Below are 24,953 nucleotides of genomic sequence, written 5' to 3' on the forward strand. Positions count from 1 at the left end.
CTGTTTTATACCGTATTGATGCCGATGGTACTGCGGTAAAACGTGGGAGCGGCCGGTCGGTGCCAAATTTTATGCTAAAGCCCTGTTGTTTATTCAACAGGGCTTTTTGCTTTTATGCAAGCGGCGTGCAGGCAAAATGATCAATCCAATAGCTTTTTGTCTACTTCGCTATCATCATTGTGCGCTATCTTTTTAATATACAGTTCATCAACCAAAATAATAAAGATAACCAACAGCGGTACAGCCAATATTACACCCAAAGCACCGGATACAGAACCCATGATAAGCTGACTGATCAGCGTTAGTGCCGGTGGCAGGTTAATCATTTTTTTCTGGATTAGCGGAGTTATTATATTGGCAACTATAGTTTGCGAGGTAATATAGATTATCGCAACTAAAATGGCCATGTTGGTACTTATAGTAAACGCCAGCAGCACACCGGGTATCATAGCCACCAGCGACCCGATGCTGGGCACCATTTCCAGCAAACCGGTTATCAATGCCAATATTAAAGCAACGGGCATACCTACAATGGTAAGCGAAGTGCCAATCAATATAGTTACGCAAAGCATAGAAAACAGTGTGCCTTTTAGCCATCCTTTTAATGTCAGGCTTATGCGGTTTAAAATGTGTTTTCCCAGCGACTTTTTGCTGTGGGGAACAAGTACAATAATTCCATCTTTATAGAGCGAGGGATTGGTGGTAAAAAATATTCCCAGAAATAAAATAACATACATGTCGCCAAGTACGCCAAACGTGGTGCTGAAAAAGCCTTGAACAGTGCTCATTAGCTTCTGCGAATTATCGCCCGAAAAGCTTTTTAAAATGGTTTGACCTACGGATGATTGTGATAATTTGGCCCTGGCATTATTAATCGTAGTCGGCAGCGTATTACTTAGTTCGGCTACCTGCGCCTGGATTTTGGTACCCATAAACCAAAATAAAACGCCTAACAAAATTACCGTACCCGCAATTGAGATTAACATTGCCGGCTTACGTTTAAGTTTGGTGCGGTGTTGTATAGCATCGCCAAGGCCGTGGAAATAAGTAGCTATTAATGAGCCGGCCAATATCATCAACAAAATATCAAAAGCAACCCTTATTACCAAAATGGTAACCACCAGCAAAGCCACTATCCCCACGGTTTGCCATACCTTAGTTATGTAACTTAACTCTTTTTCGGTTGATGGGGTTTTGTCTGTCGCCATGTTGATTTAGTGTATAAAACAATACGGGCAACGACCTTAAATGTTTTAAATCATTAAAACACAAAGGGCAGGGCGATAAAAAATGCCGCTTAGTAGAGCTTATAAAGCGCCCAATGCTCAGTTTCGTAAGCTTTTTGAAGGGTGGAGTAGTTGTTTCCTGTTTGATACATTACAGGTGCATACCGGGCGTTTAAAATGGTATATCCGGCCAGGGCATTTTTAGTGTTGGCAATGAGTATGTACCCTACATATTGGTTGGGTGTTTCAATAGCACTCAGGAAGTTTTCCTGATAAGGCAGAGTTAAATTGCCGACATCGTTAGTAAAAGCTACTATTGGGTAAGCAATGGCATCATCAATCAATACCTTTGAGCCGTCGGGCAAGCCATTAATATAGTTTGCCATATCATGATTTTCGTCCTGTTGCTCGTCGGGGGTTCTGTCTTTCAATACTGTTATGAAATTGCGTTCGTCGTCAATTAATGAATTGGCTAAAAAGTAGTAGCCTGTATAAAACTGGACCAGTATAATGATAGTCAGCACAGACTTAAACCAAAAACTGTTTTTTAGCGGTTGTGCCTTAATTGCAAAACATAAAATGGCCAGTATTAAAAACATCAGATAATACTCATGAACCAAAATGACCTTTTCATACTTAATGTGTAAGAACTCGACAAAAGCAAAAGGCGTTAACAAGGTTAATATCTGGTAAGTGCTGCGCCAAAACAGTGTGATAGCAAATAAAATCAGCGGACAAAACATGATCATGCGCATCGATATAAGCAGCGATGTTTCGGGAGTTTTGAAATCTGGCCTTAATGCAGTTTTTTCGTACATAAGGCGCTCGGCCAATACATTCCAGGTAGCATACGGGCTGTTCAGAAAATAGTCGGTATCGTTGGCATTGGCAAGATTAAGCAACTTATAACAGATAATTGATGTGATGGGAAGAATAAACAGGATAACATACATCGCAAAGGTTTTATTAATGAGTTTGCGACGCAAGGAGGGGCTGTTAAAGCTTTGTGTCATCCGGAACAACGACTCCTTTTCGGCCAGGTTTAATGATTGCAGGGCTATCGAGAATATCAGCGGAATAAAGAATAGCGTTAACCAGATGAACTTATAATCGCAAAATAACAGCACTACCAGGCAAATACTGGCTATGGATATATGGAAGGTAGTATTTGATGTATAAAATTTAAATATGTTCAGAAAGAACATATAAAAGAAGATCAACGCCATGTATATGGCCTTACCAGAGCAAGCTGTATATAACAGACCTGGATGAAATAGGAATATGAGTATTAACAACAGCAGATAATAATCATCATCAGTCTTTTTTATCAGGGTAGTAGCCATCAGATAAAAAAGTGCAGCGGTACCCAATGCCGAGGCAATAACCGGCGCAAGCAATGAGCTGACCGGCGTGAATGCAAATGTGGCAAAGAAAGGTATGGCTGGTGCCGTTAAACCAATTACTTTTAGTTTATAGCCAACTCCCTCAAAAATGATCCGTGTTTTTTCGACATAAAAAAGTGACTCCTGATTAAAGTAGCCCAAGCTGTTTAAATAGATACCGCAAACCAGATAATATGCCGCTATCAGCAGCGTGATAATTATCAGCGACTGGCTCCGGGTTATCATTAGTTTAAACTTGAAGTTCATCATTCGGCAGGGGCAGGTTCGTTATTAACGTTACTTAAACCGTGGTTTGTTTTTTCCCAATAAAAAGGTTTTACAATTAATTGGTACAAACCTTTATATGCCGCCCACGAATGCAACAGCCAGTAAATAGGGTTGGCAACAGCAAATAAAATAAGCTCGTAATAGCGGCGCTTAAATACGGCCATCATGTTTACATAGATCATGAGTATATTACCAATCATAAGGTTGATGATAGACATAAATAAAACCCAATCCGGGAAAAATGAACGGATTGAGGTTAGGTCAAACATCAGGTAGCATAAAAATATGCCTAATAGCAACGGATATACTAAAAAGGTGATAGGTGTTGCGCCGATAAAAAAGTTAAACCCCAAAAAACCTTTCCATCCTATTTTTTTCCAGAGCTTTACGGGGTTGCGCATATGCACCAGGTGAGTTTGCATATAACCCTTTATCCAACGAGAACGTTGGCGCACCCAGTTAAACATTTCGTTGTTGGCTTCTTCATAAGTGGTTGAGTTTACAATGGCTACCTTATAGCCCTTTGCATACGCACGAACACCCAAGTCGGCGTCTTCAGTTACATTAAACGGATCCCATCCGCCCAACTCAATCAAAAATTCAAATTTAAAGTGGTTGCTGGTGCCACCTAACGGAATAGGTATATCGAACGTATCCAGACCTGGCAGCATGTAGTCAAACCAGTATGAATACTCGAGGGTAAACATGCGGGTCAAGAAGTTCTCATTACGGTTAAAGTAATTAAGGGCGCACTGAATACAGATATAATTATCAGGCAATTTATTAAATAAGCTGACGATCTTTTTAAGCTGATCTGTGTCAGGTACATCCTCTGCGTCGTAAATGGTAAGAAATTTTCCTCTTGAAAAATGCAATCCGTAATTGCAAGCTTTAGGCTTGGTTTTGGGCATATGGAATGGCACTACAATTACCTCAAACACAGCCGGAAAATCCAGATTACGCACGGCGTTAAGGGTTTTGTCGTCGTCCTCCTCGATCAGCAGCTTAATGTCCAGTTTTTCGCGCGGGTAATCCAAACTTTGCAGGTTCCAGATTAGTTTTTTGATTAGCTTGTCTTCTTTATAAACCGGCAGGTGGATAGTATAGATTGGCAAGTCATCTTCTTCAACCTGCCTTACTTCTTCGCGGGTAACGGCCTGATGCAGCTCAAATCTTGATCCGACTAAAGCCAGGAAAAGCTTAAAGACAATGGACACCAGAAAGAACAAACTTAGCAATACATTAATAATAATAGATGTATTGACAAAACTCAGCATCATCCCCACAACAACCAAAGTAAAAATACTAAAAGTGATAATTAATTGCGGCGTGGTAAACGTAGTAAGGGCAGAACTTTCTGGGTCACGGTGCAGCAACTCAAACACGGCCGACTTTACATATTTTTGCCCTAGTAATACGTGGCTGTACCATGTAATATCAAGGTCTGATGCCAGGATTATCTCAGGCTCCAGGTCATAAGTGAACTTAATGTAATCAATAAACAGCTCATCGCTGGGGTTAGCCATCAGGGTTACCACTTTGTTGTTTTCAATACGCAGGGGCAGGGCCAAATGGGCGTCGGCAAATTTCAGTTCGGTTTTTTCAAGTATGTCAAGGTCGTAATCTTCCTCACGTATCTGTTTAAATTCATAGCCTGCATTTACCAGAGAACGCTCGTAATTTTTACGGCTCAGGTATCCAAAGTTGAGCAGTATTTTTATAAATGACAGTCCTGACCTTTTTGAAAAATCATCGATCTTATCCAGATCGGCCGATGTTAAGAAGCCGTCTTGGAGTAAAAGCTCAGGAATGGAGATATGCATTATATAATATATAATAAAATGTTAAACAGCTAAACAACTTAGGCAAATACCGGCTTTCCATTTTAAATGTAGCGCCGGCACATAAAATATTGTTGTTACAACAAATTACTCGCTAAAGATATCTGTTGACTTTTGAACCTTGGCACGTATGTACAAGAACGAAAGCAATATCAATACTAACATACCCAGCAAGATATATAAGTTGTAGTTTTCCCAGAAACGGGTAAGCACGCTTTTGGTATCAACATACTCCAGATTCTCGCTTGATTTACTGATGTTAAACAGATACTTATTATTGTTTACATCAGAGATAGCTACATTACTTGAAAGTGTCGACAACTGCTCTGTAATAGACCGCGATGCCGCTGTAAATGCATCGGCAATGTGCTTGCCCGTACCGGTAATCACCAATACTGCATTATTGCTTCGCCCGTAAAAAATCTGCGCCAAACCGCTAGACACCGAGTCGGACAGTTCATACACCACTTTATTATTCTCATTGTTATACAAACGGAACCTGCGGTTAAACTTGATCGGCGCATCCGGGAAGTCGTCCATCAAAGGGTCATCGTGCGATAACAGGGCGATGATGTTATTTTTCTTTAAATCGTTCTTATCGATGCCGTCAGAGTACTCAAACTCGGGAAAATTATTGGCATTGATGTTATTGTTCAACTCATAAATGATCTCGCCCATGGCAGCCGCAGCATATGGCGCATACTTTTTAGTTGCCACAATGCGGGTTGTACCAGAGTTAAATGCTTCAGGATATTGATAGAAGCTCAGGTCGCTGGTTATAAATGGGTTTTTTGATTCGAGGTAAGATTTATCAACATCAACCTCGGCAAAGAAACCGTTGAAGCTGGCATTACAATTACCACCACTGGTATAAAATCTAAATTCAATCTCCAGTGTGTTGTACTTGTGGTGCTGATAACGGTTAATGGTTACAGAAGTATTTAACTTACCCGATGCATCCAATTTTTCAGAACTGATCAACATACCATTCAGGTAAATGTTAACGTAACCACGGTCATTAGCGGCCAGGCTGCTGTAGTTAGCTATAACGCGTATCTCAACCTCTTTAGGTGTGAAGCTAAAGTCGGAGTTTTTAAAGTTGTAAGTACTCTTTAAGTTACCAATACCCGAAAGGAAGTTGGTAGTACCGCCTATTTGACGGAATGATAACTTGGAGCGGTTTTCATCAATGGTTTTGAAGAACTTATTCTCGGCGTTGTTAATTAACAGGTAATCGCCAAAGGTGGAGTTCAAAATGTTCATGTTGCCTAAAGCAGTGATCGTTTTTTCATAACCGGCATCATCACCACCGCTGACGTATAATATTTCTGACGGGGCGACAGTTTCTTCTAATGACCGTACAGTTAATAATTTTCCGTTTGCATTTACTAAACGCGTTAAAGTATCCACAGCTCTCACTACCGATTTATTCAGATAGAATAAACCTTCGCCTCTTTGGAGTGTAACTTTTAGCATGGCCCTTCTTTCGGAAGTAAGGCTTGAAAGGTTACCACATACAATGTAATTTCTAACGGTATCGGGCAGGGTACCTTCGCGGTATACCATGATATTTTTAACATCGGCCTTTTTTAACCTTGAATAGGCCCAGGCTACTGCTTTAAGGTCATGCAGCGTTGGGTTTTTTGGATACACAATGGCGCGCATGGTTTCAAAACAGTTGCCAATGTTTACATTGTTAAAGAAATTGGCCGTACTCTTAACTAATGACAGGTATGAATAACTCTTAACCTTCATCCACATGGCAGGGTTATCCAGATCCTTACATTTTTCGTCAGTAACTGTGCATAAGGTCTTAACCTGTATTTTAAGAAATTTGTCAGTCGACATATCCATGCGGCTCAGGTTAAGCGATATCTGCATAATTGAGTCCTGCGTAAGGCGGCTACTAAATGCCGGTCGGTCATTAATAATAACGTTAACGTACGATAGGTTTTTGATTAGCGCCTGTGAGGGCTGTACGTAAAGCACCAATTTACTTCCGTTTAACTCAATACTCGGGTCAATTTTTAAATAGTAAGCGCTGGTGCCTATCATGCCTATAATTGCGTCATCGTCATGCCCCATGGCACGAAATGACAGAATTTTTTGGGCAAAGCTTGCCGTGCTTATTAAAAAGAAAAGGGCCAGTGAGGTAAAAAATTTATTCATTGGATACGGTATTAGTTAATTACGTAAAATTCTACTCTGAAATAATTACCATTGTCGTCGCTGCGGTAAAATAGTTCGCCACCCATTTCCTGGGTAATTAGCTTGGCTATTGATAAACCTAAACCCAGGCGACTTTCCTGGCTGGTGTTTGCGTCGTTTAATGTTTTTAGCTTGTTAAACATCATATCCAGTTCTTCCTGGCCTATGGCTATGCCCTCGTCAATAATCTCGAAAACAAATTTTTGGCGTTGCAAGCTGGTCACCACACGTATATTATTATTAGTTTGCGAAAATTTAATCGCATTTGATAACAGGTTCTGAAATATCTGCCCGGCGAATACTTTATCGAGTTTTACATTAAGCGGTAGCTTCAGAATGTTATCAACCAGGTGAATATTTTTCATTTGGGCGGTTTCAACCAGGCCTCTGAATATTCGTCTAACCTCAACGTTTACATCAAATGTTTCCATATTGAACTTCAGGTCGGGCGATTCGATCTCTTTTACATCCATTAGTTTGGCCAGCATGTACTGCATCTTTTCGGCCGATTCGCTGATATAAGCGCAAAATTCTTTTTGATCGGTACTTAAACGGTATTCTTCGTCCTTGATCATGTTGTTACTCATGATGATAGAACCGATCAGGTTTTTCAGGTCGTGGCCTGCTATATTGATGAAGCTGTTTTTTTGCTCGTCCATTTTTAACAGGCGCTCATATTGCATATCAATAATGGCATTCTTTTCAATGATATCCCGGTTTTGTGCTTTAAGCTGTTCGTTTGATTTTTCGATCAATAACTGTTGCTTTGCTTCGCGCTCTAATACTTTAAAACGTGCGCTTGGAATAAGGCAGGATATGGTAGCAACGATAAAGAAAAACTGCCCGCCGTTAGTTATAAATAAATCAATATTATAATCGCTGAAAGCATTAAAAAAAATGGTGAGCAATATAAATGCTACCAGCGTTTGTATAATAGAATGTGCCGGCTCCCAAAAAACCTGAATATTGAAAAACAGGATAACGGCTGAATAAACCAGAAAATATACATTAAATTGCTGCGAGTTGGCCAGTGTACAAAGCAACGCCGATGTACACGAGAGTGAGAAAAAGGCTATGTGTAATAATATGCGGTAATTGTATTTTTTCTTGCTTCTGAAAAATGTATACAAACCGTAGATTACAATATCTGTTATTAAGCGTACAATTAAAAACTGAACCCAAATGTCCGGATTATAAATTACGTCGATAATAGTAATTAGAGGATATAAAAAAAGGATAGTCCAGATAATATTGTTAGTCTGATACCAGGCTTTTTTTAAAACTTCTTTTGAAAATTCTTCTTTAGTAATCTGAACAAACATTACAAGTTTAAATTATATAAAGATTGAACTTTGTTTATAGTTAAATAAGTGAATAAAATTATACAAAATATAACGCAGGCAGTTTGTTTGGTAATTGCGATGTTGGTCATTATTGTGCATTCAACCATAGCAAAAAACAATCCAAACCCTTCGGCCCAACGTTTGTTGGCCTTTAAAAGGGCTAAAAGTTTAGATAATGGCATAAGTGTTTCCTGGCTCGAGCAAACCTGGAATAAGGATATGTTGAACCAAGACAAACTAACCAAAACAGACTTTGAATTGCTTAAAACACTTGGGTTTAAAAGTCTCAGATTGCCGGTTGCTTTCTCGTTTTTCGAAGCTAAAAACATACCTCTCGAAAACGTTTTCAATCATATAGATAAAGTTGTTAAGTTGTGTCACTTATACGGAATAAAACTAATAATTGATTACCATTATGGCGAATTAAATGATAACAATTATTTAACCCAAACCCCGCGCATTATTAATGTATGGCTTACCGTGGCTAAACGTTATATTAAACAGAGCCCTGATGATGTTTTTTTTGAGCTGTACAATGAGCCGCCCCATATGAGCCCGCAGATCTGGAAGGATGCCGCTTATAACATTGTAACCGCCCTGCGCAAAGTGGATAAGAAGCGGACTTTTATAGTAGGTGCGTCGAACTTTAACAGCATCTATGAGTTGAGCCGCACAGAGCGCATGGCTGATGAGAATATCATCTATACGGTACATTTTTATGAGCCTTTTTTATTTACCCACCAGGGTGCAAATTGGGTAGGCGATCAGGTGGCTACTACCGGGGTGCCTTTTCCTTATAGTGCGGAGAAATTTCCCACTATGAACCCTAAAACTAAGGGAACCTGGGGCGAGACAAATTACTATCAATACCGTACCGACGGTAATGAGCAGTCGATGGTTGATAAATTAGCAATAGTCAAGAGGTGGGCAGAGAAATATGATGTGCCGCTAATTTGTACTGAATACGGCTCGTATAAAAGGTATACTGATCAGGATAGTCGCTGCCATTACATTAAAGCCATACGCAGAAGTTTAAAAAAACTGAATATACCCGGTATTATGTGGGAGTATGACAGTGATTTTTCTATTTTTAACGGGAAACCTGCATTGGTAAATTTGCCCGATTGTATGAAGGATGCTATCGGCTATATCAGTAAAAATTGATGTATTATTGAATGTTAAATTACTACTTTTGTAGATTAATTAATTACTATGGTGTTTTTTGAAGAAAAAAGAAAAGAGGTAATGGCTCACATCGAGAAATTCATGCTCGAAAAGATGCAGGAATACTTGAAACCAATAGAGACTATCTGGCAACCGACAGATTTTTTACCAGACTCAACAAAAGATACTTTTTTTAGTGAGGTTAAGGCTTTACGCGAATCTGCCGAGGGCCTTTCATATGATCTGGTTGCTGTTTTAGTTGGTGATACCATTACCGAAGAGGCACTACCCACCTATGAATCATGGCTGACCATGGTGGAAGGTGTATCCAAAAACGAAGAGGGCGGCTGGATGAAATGGACCCGCGCCTGGACTGCCGAGGAAAATCGCCATGGCGACTTACTGAACAAATACTTATACCTGTCAGGCCGCGTGAATATGCGCGCTATGGAGGTATCAACCCAATATTTAATTGCTGACGGTTTTGATATCGGCACCGGACATGATCCATACCGTAACTTTATTTACACATCCTTCCAGGAGTTGGCCACCAATGTGTCGCACCGCAGGGTAGCATCGCAGGCAAAAAAGGATGGCGATATCCTGCTGTCAAAAATGTGCGGTGTTATTGCATCTGATGAGATGCGGCATGCAAAGGCTTATAAATATTTTATTGAAAAGATATTTGAAGTTGACCCTGACGAGGCGATGCTGGCTTTTGAGGATATGATGCGCAAAAAAATTGTGATGCCTGCGCACTTCCTGCGTGAGGTTGGGTTAAAGATTGGTCAAACCTTTGGCCACTTTACCGACGCTGCGCAACGCCTGGGAATCTATACTGCAATTGATTATGTGGATATCCTGAAAGAACTGATCAAAGACTGGCATATTGAAGGTATTAGCGGGCTTAGTGAATCTGGCGAAAAAGCGCGCGATTACCTGGTAGCTTTACCAGACCGCTTGCTGCGTGTTGCTGACAGAATGAAAAATCCAACTTTAGAATATAAGTTTAGCTGGATTAACGGATAGTCTCCGGTAGCTTTAAAACATAAACGGCCTGTAGCAATATAGGCCGTTTATGTTTATGTCAATTTTAGTGTCATACTGAGCGATAGCGAAAAGGATCTGCAAACTATACAATCGCCCCGCGGAAGATGCTTCGTTCCTCAGCAAAATTGTTTGTTTTTACCCCTCTTGTACCATTTCCACCCCGCGGATATCATCCGTCAAATCTTCAAATATGCTACCAAGTATTGAAAAGATGGTAAGCGAGTTTACATCATCAACATAATGTTCATTGTGTCTAATCTTTAAGTGCGTGCCATCAACCTCTATGTGAAATAGCGGCCCCTCATATAATTCGTTTTGATATATCTCAACCGCATCGCCGGTTTTTACAGTTTCAAAAAGAATATGTTCCTGCCGGTGCAAGAAAAAATAAGGATTTAATTTTTCTTGCAGGCGGTTAAACAGGTCGTCAACATTGATACGGGTATGTAACGTTATGATTCTCATATTTAAATAACCATTGTCAAAAATTATTGTTTGAAGTAGTAAAACTTGATAGCAAACCAAAACTTACATTTGTTTTAACTGATAACATAAAACTATGAACTACAAATTACTGGGCCGCTCGGGCCTTAAAGTATCAGAACTATGCTTGGGTACCATGGGTTTCGGCACAGAAGCCGGGTGGGGGGCCGACAAGGAAACCAGCTTTGCCATTATGGATGCCTTTGCCGACTCAGGCGGCAATTTCCTGGATACGGCCAATGTGTATAAACTGGGCACCAGCGAAAAGATCATTGGCGAATACCTGCAAAACCATGACCGCGATTATTTTGTATTGGCCACCAAATATTCCTTAAAAGATAACCAGACTAATCCCAATGCATCAGGAAATAACCGTAAAAATATGATGCGTAGTGTAGAGGAAAGCTTAAAAAGATTAAAAACCGATTTTATTGATATCCTGTACCTGCACATCTGGGACGACCTGACACCGATAGACGAAGTGCTGCGGGGTATGGACGACCTCATCCGCCAGGGAAAAGTTAATTACGCTGCCATAAGCGACACGCCTGCCTGGATGGTAGCCAAAGGCAATACACTGGCCGAGCTGATGGGCTGGAGCCAGTTTGTTGCGCTGCAGGTTGAATATAGCCTGATACAACGCACGTCTGAACGCGAGCTTATACCGATGGCCAGGCATTTTGGTATGACCGTTACGCCATGGGCGCCATTAGGCGGCGGGGTGTTAAGCGGCAAATATCTGCGGGGCGAAAAAGGCCGTATTAAACCTGAAAGCCGCCGCCTGGATGACCATAGCGTGCGTATCACCCAAACCGTTGTGGAGATAGCCGGCGAACTGGGCGTTGCGCCAAGCCACGTAGCTTTGCAATGGACAACGCATCAGGGCTTTTCGTGCATCCCTATTGTAGGTGCTACCAAAGTTGATCAGCTTAAAGAGAACTTGAAAGCTATTGATGTAAAACTAAGCCCTGAACATCTGCAAAAGTTAGATGAAGTTTCAAAGATCGACTTAGGTTTTCCAGGTGAGTTTTTTAGGGAAGAAGGTGTAAAGATGAATTCTTTTGGCGGATTTTATGATAGGGTAGAGAAGCGGTAAGAACAATATATCAATATGTTCATTTCGAGCGATAGCGAGAAACCGGTATATTGATGTTACTACTTGTTAGCGCGTGTATAGATTTCTTGCTATCGCCGAAATGACAAAAATAGAATGCATCTCAGTTGCCACGGGGCCGCTCGGGATAACGTGGTAGCAGCATTACACCGCTCTCGCCATTCGCTCCAGCAAATCAATAAACAATGGCGAGTCGTTAAGGCTCTCCACCAGTTGCACATGCTCGCCGCCCAGGGCTTTAAACTCGCCCCCGTATTCTTCAGTGACTTCGTAGACAGTTTCGAGGCAGTCGGCGACAAAGGCGGGGCAAAATACCAGCAGCCGCTTTTTACCTTCGTTGGCTAACGTTTTTATTATCTCGCTTGTATAAGGCTGCACCCAGGGGTCGTTACCCAGACGCGATTGAAAGCAAACGGTATATTTCCCTCTTGGCAAACCCAATTTAGCTGCTATGAGGCGCGCGGTATCATATGATTGTGCAGAGTAGCAGAATTTATTAGTATCGTTCAACGTATCGCAGCAGCCATCAACCTGCAGGCAATAGCTATGTGTATGGTCGCATTTTTTTATTTGACGCTGCGGCAGCCCATGAAAGCTGAACAGAACGTGGTCATACGTTTCGGGTTGATGTTTTCGTGCGTTTTCTGCAAATGCCCGTATCATCAGGTCATCATCATGAAATGAATTGACAAATGAAATATTGGGAATAGTTTGCCAGGTTTTAACCAGGTCCATTACTTTTTCCTGAACAGAGCCGGTACTTGCCGAGGCATACTGAGGGAAAAGTGGTATAACCTTGATATCGCTTACCAAATTAGTTTTCATTCGTTGTAAGGCTGCCTCGATAGACGGGCTTTGGTAACGCATGGCTAATTCAACCTGGTAATCATCACCCAAACGGGTTTGCAGGGCCTGATGCTGTAACTTGCTGTAATATAATAAAGGCGAACCGGTTTCTTTGCTCCAAATTTCCTGGTACAACTTGGCCGATTTTGATGCACGGAATGGCGTAATTATGCCTTGCACCAAAATAGTACGAAGTATTGGGTTAACATCGATAACCCGGCCGTCCATTAAAAACTCGTTTAAATATTTCCGCACATCTGCTGTGCTGGGGCTGTCGGGTGTGCCCAGGTTTACCAGTAATATTCCTTTTTTTGACATCGCCGTAAAAATAGCAAAAAAGCATTTAACGCTTTAAGGCAGGATTTTTATTACAAAAGGATTATTATAATCCAGGCTGTTATCCTGAACATAAGAAATTAACCATCAATCAAAAAAACATTTGCGAGGTAAAAGCCGCACGCCTCTTATTGTGGTTTCATGGGATATCCTGATAGATACTGAATAATGACGAGTCAGAAACGTAAAGTGCGCACTGATCCACGTGCGAGTGTGTATCAATTTGGATCATTTGGATCATGCCGAGAATTCAAGATGCTGAAAATGAGTATTTTAAAAATATCAAACTCAAAAAGTGGATCACTTTGGATCACCAAATATGACTTTTAAGTCGTTTTTTGGATCACCTGCGGTTTCATCCCAAATGCTGCAAGCGGCATGCTTGCAAGTTAAGCCGAAAGCTTAGTCCATTATGGAACGAAGTTACGCTGAATCAGTAAAGGTGGGCAAAGGCCTTTAGGTTCACGCTTCGAACGCCTCAGGATGGCAAATAAAAGAGATTATTTTATACACCCCCTTCAGAGACCGGGGTTAATACGCTTCCAGCACCGCCTTTACGTCTTCCATTAACCACATGGGGGTTGACGTGGCGCCTGCAATGCCTACCTTATCGCCGGGTGCGAACATGGATGGCTTTAGTTCGGCCGTTGAAGAGACGAAGTAAGTATTGGGATTATGTTTGCGGCAAACCTCATACAGCACCTTTCCGTTTGATGATTTTACGCCGGATACAAACACAATCTTATCAAAATTCTTCACAAAAGCAGGCAGGTCTTTGTCGCGGTTTGATACCTGGCGGCAGATGGTGTCATTTGCATTCAGCTCATAACCGCGGGCAGTAAGTGCGTCCTTTACCTGGTAAAACTTCTCCATGCTTTTGGTGGTCTGGCTATACAGGGTGATGTTTTTTGGTAGTTCGATGTTATCCAGTTCTGCTATATCCTGAAATACAAGGGCATCATTATTAGTTTGACCCTGCAATCCGATAACTTCCGCATGACCATGTTTGCCAAAGATCAGGATCTTTTCGTTAGCGTCGTACGAAGTTTTGATGCGGTTTTGCAGTTTCAACACTACCGGGCATGAAGCATCAATCAGTGTGATATTATTTTCGAGCGCAGTGCGGTAGGTTTCGGGAGCCTCGCCATGAGCGCGGATGAGTACTTTTTCATTATGAAGATCTTTTAACTGATCATGATTAATAATGCGCAGACCGAGGTTCTTCAATCGCTCAACCTCTTCATCATTGTGGACAATATCGCCCAGGCAATACAGGTAGCCGTCCTCATTCAGAATATCTTCAGCCATATCGATAGCGTAGATAACTCCGAAACAGAACCCCGAATCCTTGTCTATTGTAACCTTTAGCTGATATGCTCCCATTGCGTTACAAATTTACGCCATTAGGTTGATTTTATTGCAGCGCCGCAAAAAATATAAATTGACATGCCAGCAATGCCGGGGCCACCATGCTCTGCTTTTTAAAATCAAACAGCTCAAAAACTAAAAGGAATACAGCGCTGGCTATAAACCAGCAGCAGTAGTTTTGTATTAACGTTTCGTTATTAAGCCAATGCCAATAATCTAACTGGTCGGCTACAGGTTCTATTAACAGATCAAGTATAACCAGTAACAACGCTCCGCAAAGCACACGTACAAGCATTAAGTTAATGCGTAGTTTTCGCATAGATACACCGGTAGCGTAAATAAGTATAAACCAGGTAAACCCCATAACTACCGGCACTTGCCGAATAGTAAAGCCTAAAGTATGCCCGTAATAATATGCACCAAACAACTGGCCGGTATGTATTCCTATATATTCAATAAGCCAGCCCGCCAGGACGATCATCACAAAAAAATAACAAAATTTCAAATTCAGTTCATCGTGGTTAATAAATACAATAAACGTCATCAGCATCAGATGAAATGGTACCAACAGTATGAAATAAGGCTTGGTAGGTAAAAAGTACAAGCCAAGTAACCCTATTAAATGGAATATAACTATAATTCTGATGGTATTGATCTCGCGTTCATGCAGCGCACGCGGAGAGTGAAACGATTTTATATCTTTCGGCCTTTCCATATGATGGTTTTGGTTAGATGCCTTTGTATAGCTAAAAATGCAACCAAAGTTAAACTAAACATTTGTGCCGGATGCAGCACTATATTATACCATGCATTTTGGCCTGCCGATAATGATATCATTACCCGGGTTAAAGAAATTAAGCCGGCCATAAACAATATCAACTGCAGGTTAAGTGTCATGATAATTATCATCGGGCCAACGATAATGAGTACAATATAGACTAAAAACCAAATAATATTATAATTAAATGCAGCCAAAAAGTTTTTACTGAACCCGTTTACCGCATCCCTGTAACCTTTATACATCCGGCAGCTAATCATGCCATTGGCCATAAGCGCCTCCCCATTGCATTGGTTGGCTTTTACCTGTCGCATAATTTCTACATCTTCCACTATTTTGTCTTTTACCAGTCTGTGCCAATGGTATTTGCGGTATACTTCAGCATCAAACAGCATAAACTGCCCGCTGGCTGCGGCTACATTGTAATTTTTTACCAGGTACACCAACTTTAAGGGTAACAGGTTAAGCAAAATATAATGCATCAGCGGCACCACCAGACGCTCGCCCGTAGTGTCCATCTGCTGGTTAGCAAACAGGCTAAGCAGGCATAGTTTATTAACGTACATGCGGTGAATGGCGCTATTGATCAAACCAATATTTAATTTTTCATCTGCATCAACAAATAAAAAAAAATCACCTTGCGCTTCTTCAGCCAGCTGGTGGCAGGCATAATTTTTCCCCAGCCAGCTATGTGGTAATTTTTTTCCTTTTATTACCCTGAACTGCGGATGGATAGCTGCATAATCAGTGCAAATGCGGTAGGTGGCATCGCTCGACTCATCATCCAAAATCAGCACCTCGTAATTCTGGTAATCCTGCTGTCGTATAGATTCTAAAAGCGTCTCAATGTTCGCGGCTTCGTCGCGCACCGGAATAAGTATAGAAACCAGATCCGGATAAAAGCGGTTTACCCTGCGTAGTTTAGGGTCAGACAGAAAATTGAATAGCGTAACCGCAAACCGCAGTATGATAAAAAAGAAAGTAACGCTTATGGCTATGATCACTATTTCGTTATTTGTAGTTGTTGTTGCCGTGCGTGCATATAATGTTGCTGGTAAGCCAGTTGCAGGGCGTCTATGTCTTTAAAACCGGTGCCGCTTTCAGGTTTCAAGTGCACATTGGCAACCGGCTTGAAGTTGTTAAAATTCTCTATAAAAGTGGCGGCAAATACCAGTTGGAAGTTGCTTGCTTTCTTGATGATGTTCATTACCCCGCGCTCAAATGGTATTTCTTCGATCATATTTGAATACAACTTACCCTGGGGGAAAATAAGCACCAGGTTATTGGGGGTATTCAATAGGCTGGAGGCAAAGCTAAGCGATTCAACAATATCTCTTGATCCACGGTTTACCGAAAATGCACCCAAGTACGTGAGCGGTGTCTCCTTTATTGCCGTCTCTTCAAGGATCATGACATGGAATTTTTTTTTAAAGAATATCCGGTTGATATGATACAATACTATGGCATCCCAAAAGCTGAAATGGTTGCCAATCAGCAATATTGATTTCCCCTTGTCTATCGGTATAGTGTTAAAATTTATCCTGCTAAAATACCGTGCCGTTATCCAACGCAAATAAAGTTCTACACTGGTTTTAATGACGATATTTTTACGGGGATAAATCATCAATGTTTCACATTTAACTGATCTTTCAATGCCTGTTGGTGAAAGGTATTGATTTTAGCGCTCAATTCTGTAAAGCTTACCTGATTTGCGGTGCCGCAATCAAACAGGTGAAAAAATACTGATGGTTTCAGGCTTTCAAAGTAATCGATCAGGGCACATGAGTATACGATCTGACAAGGGCCCTTTATATTTTTGATCAATAGCTCAATACCTCTTTCAACAAGTATTTCGGTAGTATGATTAGATATAAGAGAACCCTGCGGAAATACCACTACCAGGTTTTGTTTATCGTTAAGCAGATTTGCCGCATAGTGGAGTGATTTGATCATTTCGCGAGAGGTGCGGTTGATAGAAAAGCCACCAAACAAATTCAACAGCATACGTTTCTGCAAGTGATCTTCCTGCATCATAATATATAGCCTGCGGTTAAGATGCCAATAAGCCAGGTAGTTTCCCCATAGCCCGTCCCACCAGCTAAAGTGATTACATAACAGCAATATCGAATGTCCTTCTTTAGGTTCGAATGGCTGTACCACCAGGCGGTTAAAGTAGCTGCGCATCCTGAAACGCATGTAATACGCAAACCAATTACTGAACAGTGTTACACGGCGGGCAGGTATCATGATGCTAAACTAACTAAATATTCGTCGAGTGCAGGCGTTACCAGCCAATGGCCCATGAGCACCTCATGTACCTCGGGGTTTTTTAGCCGGTTGATAAAAGGCATGGCCGCCTTTTTGGTAAAAAGCTCATCGTGTTTGCCAAATATCAACAAGCATGACACGTTATATTCATTTATAAGATGTGCTGTTTTCACGGCGTCTGGTACCAGTAGCTTAATAAGGTTTAAAGTATAATATACATCAAGACGTTTTTTTTCTGTATCCATTTCGCTGTAAGCAATTTGGAAAAGGCTGTCATCAATAAAACGTACACGGCGCAGCGTTTTTAGTATAGACGGGGCCAGCCATTTACTTTTGGTTACCCGGCGAAATAAGTATTTGCCCCAGCTGGTATTGCGTAAAATGTCAAAGCCTTTATAAACCGACAGCCCGTCCGGCGCCATTAAAATAACATCATCGATCAGATCCGGGTACTCTTCAACCAGTATCAAAGCCAGGTTAGCACCAATAGAATAACCCATTACTGAAAATCGTTGACGGCCGTATTGTTTAAACCAGTACTCAACATATTGTCGTACCAACATTTTAGGCATACCTGCAAGTATCTCGGCTTCGGTCCAGTTATCAAGTTGACTATTGCCATGAAAGAAATGATCAAACCCGTAAACATGGTACTTTTTTAAAATAGATTGTTTAAGCACCTCAAATTGCCTGCCCGTCATGCCATAACCATGAAACGCCAGCAAAGCTTTGCTGCCTTCGCCATATTCATGAAAGTGTGCTGTGCCTAATTCTTCGATCTGTATAAAGCCCATTGTGGCAATATTATTATTTTGAATAAAATTTAACTGAAATGCAAAGGTACAACAGGGCTGCCACGGTTAAAATTTAATCTCTGCTATAATTTTTTCTGTTACGCCTATATTATGCGCTACGTATTGCTTTGCTTTATAACCAGCATCGGCACAAAAAGATTGGTCGTGCATTAAATTATAGGCGGTAATTTTTAACGACGCCTGGTCATTCACGCTGAAACCTGCACCGATAGCGATCAGGTCGCGAGCTTCTTTAAACCGCGAATAGTTGGGGCCAAATACAACCGGTAAGCCGAAAGCCGCAGCCTCAAGCGTGTTATGTATGCCGGCTCCAAACCCCCCGCCTATGTAAGCAATATCGCCGTATTGATAAAGCGATGACAGCATACCGATGTTATCGATAATCAAGACCTGAGCTGCCTGGATGAGATTTGAGATGTGAGATTGGATTTGTGAGTGCCTGATGTATGAACCCTCAGGCAATAAACTTACCAGATGGTTGATCTTATCTTCACCTATTTCATGTGGTGCGATAATGAATTTCCACCGGGGATGTTGGCTGATTAATTTAGCAATAAGTTGCTCATCTGCCGGCCAGGTACTGCCGGCTATAAATACTTTTTGCCCGCCTTTAAAATCTTCAATTTGCGGCAGGGCTTTCGGGTTTTGTGCGTTGGCCCAAACGCGATCGAAACGGGTATCGCCGCTAATGGTTACGTTGGTGATGTTAACGGTTTGCAGCAGTTGTTTTGACTGCTCGTCCTGTACAAAAAAGTGGGTTACAAAGCCCAGTATCTTGCGGTGCAGGCTACCATACCATTTAAAAAATAGCTGTCCGGGCCTAAAAATGCCGGATATAATGTAAAGCGGTATTTGCCTGTTATTTAGTTGCTTAAAAAAATGATACCAGTATTCATATTTCGTAAATATGACAACGGCAGGGTTGATAGCATTAATAAATCTGCGGGCGTTGGCCTCAGTATCTAAAGGCAGATAATAAACAGCGTCGGCCAGGGGCGTATTTTTACGGATCTCATATCCCGAAGGGGAAAAAAAAGTGACAACAATTTTAGCTCCGGGCTGTTGTTTTCTTACTTGCTCCAGTACCGGGCGGCCTTGCTCAAACTCGCCCAATGAAGCAAAATGGAACCAGATGCTTTTTTCAAAAGTGGTAAAAATGATGTTTTGGCGGCCTTTTATCCAAAGTGCAGCTTTTTTGTTGAATGCAGAAAAGAGCAGTATCAAAAGGTAGTAAATACGTAGCCCGGTGTTATACAGTAATAACATTATTAATACGAAATGAGTATCTTCGTCGCGATAAATATAACAACATCTAAACAATTACATACGTGAAAATAGCTGTAGTAGGAACCGGATATGTTGGTTTGGTTACCGGCACCTGTTTGGCCGAAACCGGCAACCAGGTTATCTGCGTCGATATCAATGAAAAGAAGGTAAAAATGATGCAGGAAGGCAAGTTGCCTATCTATGAGCCTGGTCTCGAACTACTTTTTACCCGCAACATCAATCAAGGTCGTTTACATTTTACAAGTAACCTGGCCGCAGCTCTGGAAGAATCGAAAATTATCTTTTTAGCGCTGCCCACCCCTCCCGGAGGCGATGGCGCAGCCGATCTGAGCTACGTACTTGGTGCAGCGAAAGATATTGCCGGGCTGATTAAAGAATATAAGGTTATTGTAACCAAATCGACCGTGCCTGTAGGTACGGCCGATAAAATTACCGCTGTACTGCAAGAGCACACCAATATTGAATTTGCGGTAGTATCTAATCCTGAGTTTTTACGCGAGGGTGTGGCGGTTGAGGATTTTATGAAACCCGATCGTATTGTTATTGGTACATTAGATGAGCGCGCCCGTAAACTGATGGGCGAGCTTTATGCGCCTTATGTGCGTCAGGGTAACCCGGTTATCTTTATGGATCAACGCTCGTCAGAATTGACGAAATATGCGGCTAACTCGTTCCTGGCTACCAAAATATCGTTCATGAATGAAATTGCCAATTTATGCGAATTGGTTGGTGCTGACGTTGATATGGTTAGACGCGGTATCGGTGCCGATAACCGTATAGGCAGGCGCTTTCTTTTTTCCGGCATTGGTTACGGCGGTAGCTGTTTCCCTAAAGATGTTCAGGCACTGGCAAAGTCGGCTAAAGAAAATAATTATGACTTCAAAATATTAAATGCTGTAATGGATGTGAATGACATCCAGCGCGCAATTTTGGTTGAAAAGGTTAAGAACTATTATAAAGGCGATTTAAAGGGCAAAAAGTTTGCCATTTGGGGATTAGCTTTTAAACCTGAAACGGATGACATCCGCGAAGCCCCGGCGTTATATATTATAGATAAACTACTAAATGAAGGTGCTGTACTTTCAGTGTTTGATCCTGAAGCTATGGAGAACGTTAAGGGCGTAGTTGGCGATAAGATATATTATGCAAATAATCAATACGATGCCATAGAAGGTGCAGATGCATTGCTGATTTTAACTGAATGGTCGGTTTTCCGTACGCCCGATTTTGAGCAACTGGATGCCAAATTAAAAGCAAAGGTTATTTTTGATGGCCGTAATTTATATGATATACAAAAAATGATCGATTGCGGTTATTATTATAACAGTATAGGCAGAAAGGTGGTAAGCTAATGTCACGTAAACGAGTATTAATTACCGGTGCAGCCGGCTTCTTAGGCTCGCACCTGTGCGATAGGTTTATTAAGGAAGATTACCATGTCCTTGGCATGGATAATTTAATAACCGGCGATCTGCGTAATATTGAGCACCTGTTTAAACTTGATAACTTTGAGTTTTATAACCACGATGTTTCCAAGTTTGTGCATGTGCCCGGCGATTTGCACTACATATTGCATTTCGCGTCGCCTGCCAGCCCTATTGATTATCTGAAGATACCTATCCAAACCCTTAAGGTTGGCTCATTAGGCACACATAATTTATTAGGATTAGCCCGCTCAAAAAATGCCCGTATGCTAATTGCGTCAACGTCAGAAGTGTATGGCGACCCGAGCGTTAATCCGCAGCCTGAAGAATATTGGGGTAATGTTAACCCCGTGGGCCCGCGCGGCGTATATGATGAGGCAAAGCGCTTCCAGGAAGCTATTACCATGGCTTACCATACCTTCCACGGGTTAGAGACACGTATTGTACGTATATTTAATACTTACGGACCGCGTATGCGCTTGAACGATGGCCGGGTACTGCCTGCATTTATAGGCCAGGCTTTGCGAGGCGAACCGTTAACTGTGTTTGGTGACGGCTCGCAGACCCGCTCGTTTTGTTATGTCGATGATTTGATCGAGGGCATTTACCGCCTGCTGCATAGCGATTACGTACAGCCGATGAATATCGGTAATCCTGACGAGATCACTATCCGTCAGTTTGGAGAGGAGATCATTAAGCTAACCGGTACTGATCAGCAACTCATCAGTCTGCCGTTGCCCACTGATGACCCGAAACAACGTCGACCTGATATTACGAAAGCTAAGGCTATACTAGGCTGGGAGCCGAAAGTATCACGAAGTGAAGGTTTGAAAAAAACCTACGAATACTTTAAATCGTTGCCGCAAAAAGAAATTGAACATAAAGATTTTACCTATTATAATAAACATTAATGGCTAAGATATTGGTAACCGGGGGGCTTGGTTTTATAGGCTCGCATACAGTGGTAGAACTGGTAAATTCAGGATATGAGCCTGTAATAGTTGATGACCTGTCAAACTCCGATCCTAAAATTGTTGATCAATTAGCTAAGATAATCGGTTATAAACCCGTATTTCATAAACTCGATCTTTGCGATGAACAAGGCGTGTATAAGCTTGCCGAAAAAGAACCGGATATTACCGGGATCATTCACTTTGCGGCATCAAAAGCGGTTGGCGAATCAGTACAACGACCGATAAAATATTATAGAAATAACTTTTTCTCGTTAATCAATGTGCTTAATGCGTACAAACACAAGCCGGTGAATTTTGTGTTTTCGTCAAGCTGTACGGTTTATGGTCAACCCGATGTATTACCGGTTACTGAGGATGCGCCGGTTAAAGCGGCCGAATCGCCTTATGGCAATACCAAACAAATTGCCGAAGAAATACTGGTTGATATGCAAAAAGCCGGCAGCAACTATAAAGTAATCGCCTTGCGTTATTTTAATCCGGTTGGTGCGCACGAGTCAGCTTTAATTGGTGAGTTGCCTATCGGTGTGCCGCAAAATCTGGTGCCGTTTATTACGCAAACAGCCATTGGCAAACGCGAAAAGATCACCGTTTTTGGGGATGATTACAATACGCCAGATGGCAGCTGTATCCGCGACTATATACATGTTGTGGATTTGGCAAAAGCTCACGTTGCGGCACTAAAGCTAATGGAGACCGAAGCGTTTAAAGGCTATGATGTATTTAATTTGGGCACAGGCAAAGGCAGTACGGTGTTAGAAGTTATTCATGCATTCGAGAGCTCAACCGGCAAAAAACTGAACTATGTAATTGGCCCGCGCCGTGCCGGTGATATTGAACAGGTTTGGGGCGATGTGACTAAATCAAAAAATATTTTAAAATGGCAAACCGGGCTTGATCTGGATACCATGATGCAATCGGCGTGGGAGTGGGAGAAGTATATTGCCGCAAATCCACTAAGTTAAAATGAAGAGAATCATAATTACAGGTGGCGCGGGCTTCATCGGTTCGCATGTTATACGCCGTTTCGTAAAAAATTACCCTGATTACCAAATCGTCAATCTGGATAAGCTGACCTATGCCGGAAACCTGGCTAATTTGATTGATATTGAGAATGAACCTAATTATACCTTTGTAAAAGGCGATATTGTCGACCTGGAGTTTATCCGCCAATTATTTGTTGACGAACAGCCTGATGCGGTGATCCACCTTGCCGCCGAGTCGCATGTTGATCGTTCAATCACCAACCCATTGGAGTTTGTGATGACCAATGTGGTAGGTACGGTAAATCTGCTAACCGCTGCACGCGAAACCTGGAAGGGCCAGTACGATAAAAAACGTTTTTACCATGTATCTACCGACGAGGTTTATGGTACTTTAGGCGAGGATGGTATGTTTACCGAAACAACTGCTTATGATCCGCACTCACCTTATTCGGCGTCAAAAGCAAGTTCTGACCACTTTGTGCGCGCTTATCAAGATACTTACGGGATGGATACGGTGATCTCCAATTGTTCAAATAATTACGGTTCATTCCATTTTCCTGAGAAATTAATCCCGCTTGCTATCAATAATATTAAAAATAAAAAGCCGGTGCCGGTATATGGTAAAGGCGAAAACATCAGAGATTGGTTATGGGTTGAAGATCATGCCCGTGCAATTGATGTTATTTTTCATAAGGCGGCAAGCGGAACGACCTACAACATTGGCGGTCATAACGAGTGGAAAAATATAGATCTGATAAAAACACTTTGTGCTATTATGGATAAAAAGTTGGGTCGTGCCGACGGTGAATCGGCCGGGCTCATTACTTTTGTTACAGACAGGGCAGGACATGACCTGCGTTACGCTATTGATGCCACCAAGCTAAAAAATGAATTGGGCTGGGTGCCAAGCATAACGTTTGAAGAGGGTTTGGAGAAAACGGTAGACTGGTATCTGGCTAATGAAGAGTGGCTGAACAATGTTACCTCTGGCCATTACCAGCAATATTATACAGAACAATATCATAAAAGATAAATGTTTGGTCTTTTTAAAAAGAAGGAAGAGAAGCGACAGGCATCGGTTAACTATGCATCGATAGCTGTCGACATGCACTCGCATGTCTTGCCCGGCATTGACGATGGGGCGCAGAACGTAGAAGAGTCTGTCTTTTTAATAAACAAGATGGTGGACGCAGGCATAAAAAAGATCATAGCCACGCCCCACATCATGATCGATTTTTACAGAAATACACCTGAAACTATTAATGGTGCGCTCGAAATTTTAAAAGCCGAGTTGAAGCTCCGCGAAATCGACATTAAAGTTGAAGCAGCAGCCGAGCACTATTTTGACGAAACATTCGAGAAACGGGTTGACGATAAAAAGGTAATGACAATGGGCGATAACTACGTGTTGTTTGAATATCCTTTCATCAGCCCGCCTCAAAACGCCTTCCAGGTAATACAAAAAATGACCGCAGCAGGATACAGGCCTATATTGGCGCACCCTGAGCGATATGGCTATATGACTGTCGAAGAAATGGCTAACCTGCGTGCCTGGGGATGTAATATCCAGTTAAATACTATATCGCTTACCGGTTATTATGGCAAAGGTATAAAGCATAAGGCTGAGAGCATGGTTGATGCAGATATTGTCGACTTTATCTCGAGCGATATGCATCATCCTAAACATGCGGCTGCATTTCATGATGCACTAAGCCTTCCACATGTTGAAAGACTGCTGACCAATTATCCGTTGAAAAATGTGATGCTGCAATAAA

General features: G+C 41.7%; 22 protein-coding genes. 8 read left to right on the plus strand and 14 right to left on the minus strand.

The features are described 5' to 3' along the window. Nucleotides 1-140: 140 nt before the first annotated feature. The 5 genes from ABD772_RS10535 to ABD772_RS10555 form a co-directional block, all read right to left on the minus strand. Nucleotides 141-1,208 carry an AI-2E family transporter gene (locus ABD772_RS10535; protein ID WP_345103745.1) on the minus strand — a complete coding sequence of 356 codons (1,068 nt, stop codon included), beginning with the start codon at nt 1,206-1,208 and terminating at the stop codon, nt 141-143. An 89-nt stretch (nt 1,209-1,297) separates the two neighbouring features. Next, nucleotides 1,298-2,878, minus strand: a complete 1,581-nt coding sequence (locus ABD772_RS10540) for a hypothetical protein (RefSeq protein ID WP_345103748.1) — start codon at nt 2,876-2,878, stop codon at nt 1,298-1,300. Then, nucleotides 2,875-4,719 (minus strand): glycosyltransferase family 2 protein, encoded by a 1,845-nt coding sequence (locus ABD772_RS10545; protein WP_345103751.1) that lies wholly within the window; start codon nt 4,717-4,719, stop codon nt 2,875-2,877. The genes ABD772_RS10540 and ABD772_RS10545 overlap by 4 nt, the downstream gene beginning before the upstream one ends. 105 nt (nt 4,720-4,824) lie before the next feature. Further along, nucleotides 4,825-6,906, minus strand: coding sequence for a cellulose biosynthesis cyclic di-GMP-binding regulatory protein BcsB (locus tag ABD772_RS10550; RefSeq protein WP_345103755.1), 2,082 nt, complete (start codon nt 6,904-6,906; stop codon nt 4,825-4,827). Between the two features lie 11 nt (nt 6,907-6,917). Beyond that, a complete protein-coding gene (locus ABD772_RS10555; protein WP_345103758.1) occupies nt 6,918-8,267 on the minus strand; it encodes a sensor histidine kinase in 1,350 nt (449 codons plus the stop codon). Between the two features lie 48 nt (nt 8,268-8,315). Between ABD772_RS10555 and ABD772_RS10560 the strand changes: the two genes are divergently transcribed. Together ABD772_RS10560 and ABD772_RS10565 are read left to right on the plus strand one after the other, a co-directional pair. Beyond that, nucleotides 8,316-9,452, plus strand: a complete 1,137-nt coding sequence (locus ABD772_RS10560; RefSeq protein ID WP_345103761.1) for a glycoside hydrolase family 5 protein — start codon at nt 8,316-8,318, stop codon at nt 9,450-9,452. Nucleotides 9,453-9,500: 48 nt separating this feature from the next. Further along, entirely contained in the window at nt 9,501-10,481 is a 981-nt protein-coding gene (locus ABD772_RS10565) for an acyl-ACP desaturase (protein WP_345103764.1), read from the plus strand. A gap of 156 nt (nt 10,482-10,637) precedes the next feature. On the opposite strand, the gene ABD772_RS10570 is transcribed toward ABD772_RS10565, so the two are convergent. Then, nucleotides 10,638-10,967 carry a hypothetical protein gene (locus ABD772_RS10570; RefSeq protein WP_345103767.1) on the minus strand — a complete coding sequence of 110 codons (330 nt, stop codon included), beginning with the start codon at nt 10,965-10,967 and terminating at the stop codon, nt 10,638-10,640. Nucleotides 10,968-11,061: 94 nt separating this feature from the next. On the opposite strand from ABD772_RS10570, the gene ABD772_RS10575 reads away from it, so the two are divergent. Next, nucleotides 11,062-12,081 (plus strand): aldo/keto reductase, encoded by a 1,020-nt coding sequence (locus tag ABD772_RS10575; RefSeq protein WP_345103770.1) that lies wholly within the window; start codon nt 11,062-11,064, stop codon nt 12,079-12,081. A gap of 162 nt (nt 12,082-12,243) precedes the next feature. Here ABD772_RS10575 and hemH read toward each other — a convergent pair whose 3' ends face one another. The 8 genes from hemH to ABD772_RS10615 form a co-directional block, all read right to left on the minus strand. Further along, nucleotides 12,244-13,263 (minus strand): ferrochelatase, encoded by a 1,020-nt coding sequence (gene hemH, locus ABD772_RS10580; protein WP_345103772.1) that lies wholly within the window; start codon nt 13,261-13,263, stop codon nt 12,244-12,246. Nucleotides 13,264-13,812: 549 nt separating this feature from the next. Continuing rightward, the gene (locus ABD772_RS10585; RefSeq protein WP_345103775.1) at nt 13,813-14,664 is read right to left on the minus strand and encodes a 4-hydroxy-3-methylbut-2-enyl diphosphate reductase; all 852 of its coding nucleotides are present in this window, start codon (nt 14,662-14,664) and stop codon (nt 13,813-13,815) included. A gap of 31 nt (nt 14,665-14,695) precedes the next feature. Continuing rightward, nucleotides 14,696-15,364: a carotenoid biosynthesis protein gene (locus ABD772_RS10590; RefSeq protein WP_345103777.1), complete on the minus strand. Its 669-nt coding sequence runs from the start codon at nt 15,362-15,364 to the stop codon at nt 14,696-14,698. Then, on the minus strand, nt 15,343-16,431 hold the full coding sequence (locus tag ABD772_RS10595) for a glycosyltransferase family 2 protein (protein ID WP_345103780.1): 1,089 nt from the start codon (nt 16,429-16,431) through the stop codon (nt 15,343-15,345). The genes ABD772_RS10590 and ABD772_RS10595 overlap by 22 nt, the downstream gene beginning before the upstream one ends. After that, nucleotides 16,431-17,051, minus strand: a complete 621-nt coding sequence (locus ABD772_RS10600; RefSeq protein WP_345103782.1) for a 1-acyl-sn-glycerol-3-phosphate acyltransferase — start codon at nt 17,049-17,051, stop codon at nt 16,431-16,433. The genes ABD772_RS10595 and ABD772_RS10600 overlap by 1 nt, the downstream gene beginning before the upstream one ends. Further along, nucleotides 17,051-17,674: a lysophospholipid acyltransferase family protein gene (locus ABD772_RS10605; protein WP_345103784.1), complete on the minus strand. Its 624-nt coding sequence runs from the start codon at nt 17,672-17,674 to the stop codon at nt 17,051-17,053. The genes ABD772_RS10600 and ABD772_RS10605 overlap by 1 nt, the downstream gene beginning before the upstream one ends. Next, nucleotides 17,671-18,489 carry an alpha/beta fold hydrolase gene (locus ABD772_RS10610; RefSeq protein WP_345103787.1) on the minus strand — a complete coding sequence of 273 codons (819 nt, stop codon included), beginning with the start codon at nt 18,487-18,489 and terminating at the stop codon, nt 17,671-17,673. Before ABD772_RS10610 ends, ABD772_RS10605 begins: the two co-directional genes overlap by 4 nt. Before the next feature lie 66 nt (nt 18,490-18,555). After that, nucleotides 18,556-19,776 (minus strand): 3-deoxy-D-manno-octulosonic acid transferase, encoded by a 1,221-nt coding sequence (locus tag ABD772_RS10615; RefSeq protein ID WP_345103790.1) that lies wholly within the window; start codon nt 19,774-19,776, stop codon nt 18,556-18,558. Between the two features lie 62 nt (nt 19,777-19,838). Here ABD772_RS10615 and ABD772_RS10620 point away from each other — a divergent pair, with 62 nt between their 5' ends. From ABD772_RS10620 to ABD772_RS10640, 5 genes are read left to right on the plus strand one after another with little or no spacing between them, the layout of a single operon-like run. Next, nucleotides 19,839-21,149: a UDP-glucose dehydrogenase family protein gene (locus tag ABD772_RS10620; RefSeq protein WP_345103793.1), complete on the plus strand. Its 1,311-nt coding sequence runs from the start codon at nt 19,839-19,841 to the stop codon at nt 21,147-21,149. After that, nucleotides 21,149-22,132, plus strand: a complete 984-nt coding sequence (locus ABD772_RS10625) for a UDP-glucuronic acid decarboxylase family protein (RefSeq protein WP_345103795.1) — start codon at nt 21,149-21,151, stop codon at nt 22,130-22,132. The genes ABD772_RS10620 and ABD772_RS10625 overlap by 1 nt, the downstream gene beginning before the upstream one ends. Next, nucleotides 22,132-23,157 (plus strand): UDP-glucose 4-epimerase GalE, encoded by a 1,026-nt coding sequence (gene galE / locus ABD772_RS10630; protein WP_345103798.1) that lies wholly within the window; start codon nt 22,132-22,134, stop codon nt 23,155-23,157. Before ABD772_RS10625 ends, galE begins: the two co-directional genes overlap by 1 nt. A gap of 1 nt (nt 23,158) precedes the next feature. Further along, a complete protein-coding gene (gene rfbB, locus ABD772_RS10635; RefSeq protein WP_345103801.1) occupies nt 23,159-24,211 on the plus strand; it encodes a dTDP-glucose 4,6-dehydratase in 1,053 nt (350 codons plus the stop codon). Continuing rightward, on the plus strand, nt 24,212-24,952 hold the full coding sequence (locus tag ABD772_RS10640; protein ID WP_345103804.1) for a tyrosine-protein phosphatase: 741 nt from the start codon (nt 24,212-24,214) through the stop codon (nt 24,950-24,952). The last annotated feature ends 1 nt before the right edge of the window (nt 24,953 follow it).

The organism is Mucilaginibacter panaciglaebae (genome assembly GCF_039539265.1).
Taxonomy (GTDB): Bacteria; Bacteroidota; Bacteroidia; order Sphingobacteriales; family Sphingobacteriaceae; genus Mucilaginibacter; species Mucilaginibacter panaciglaebae.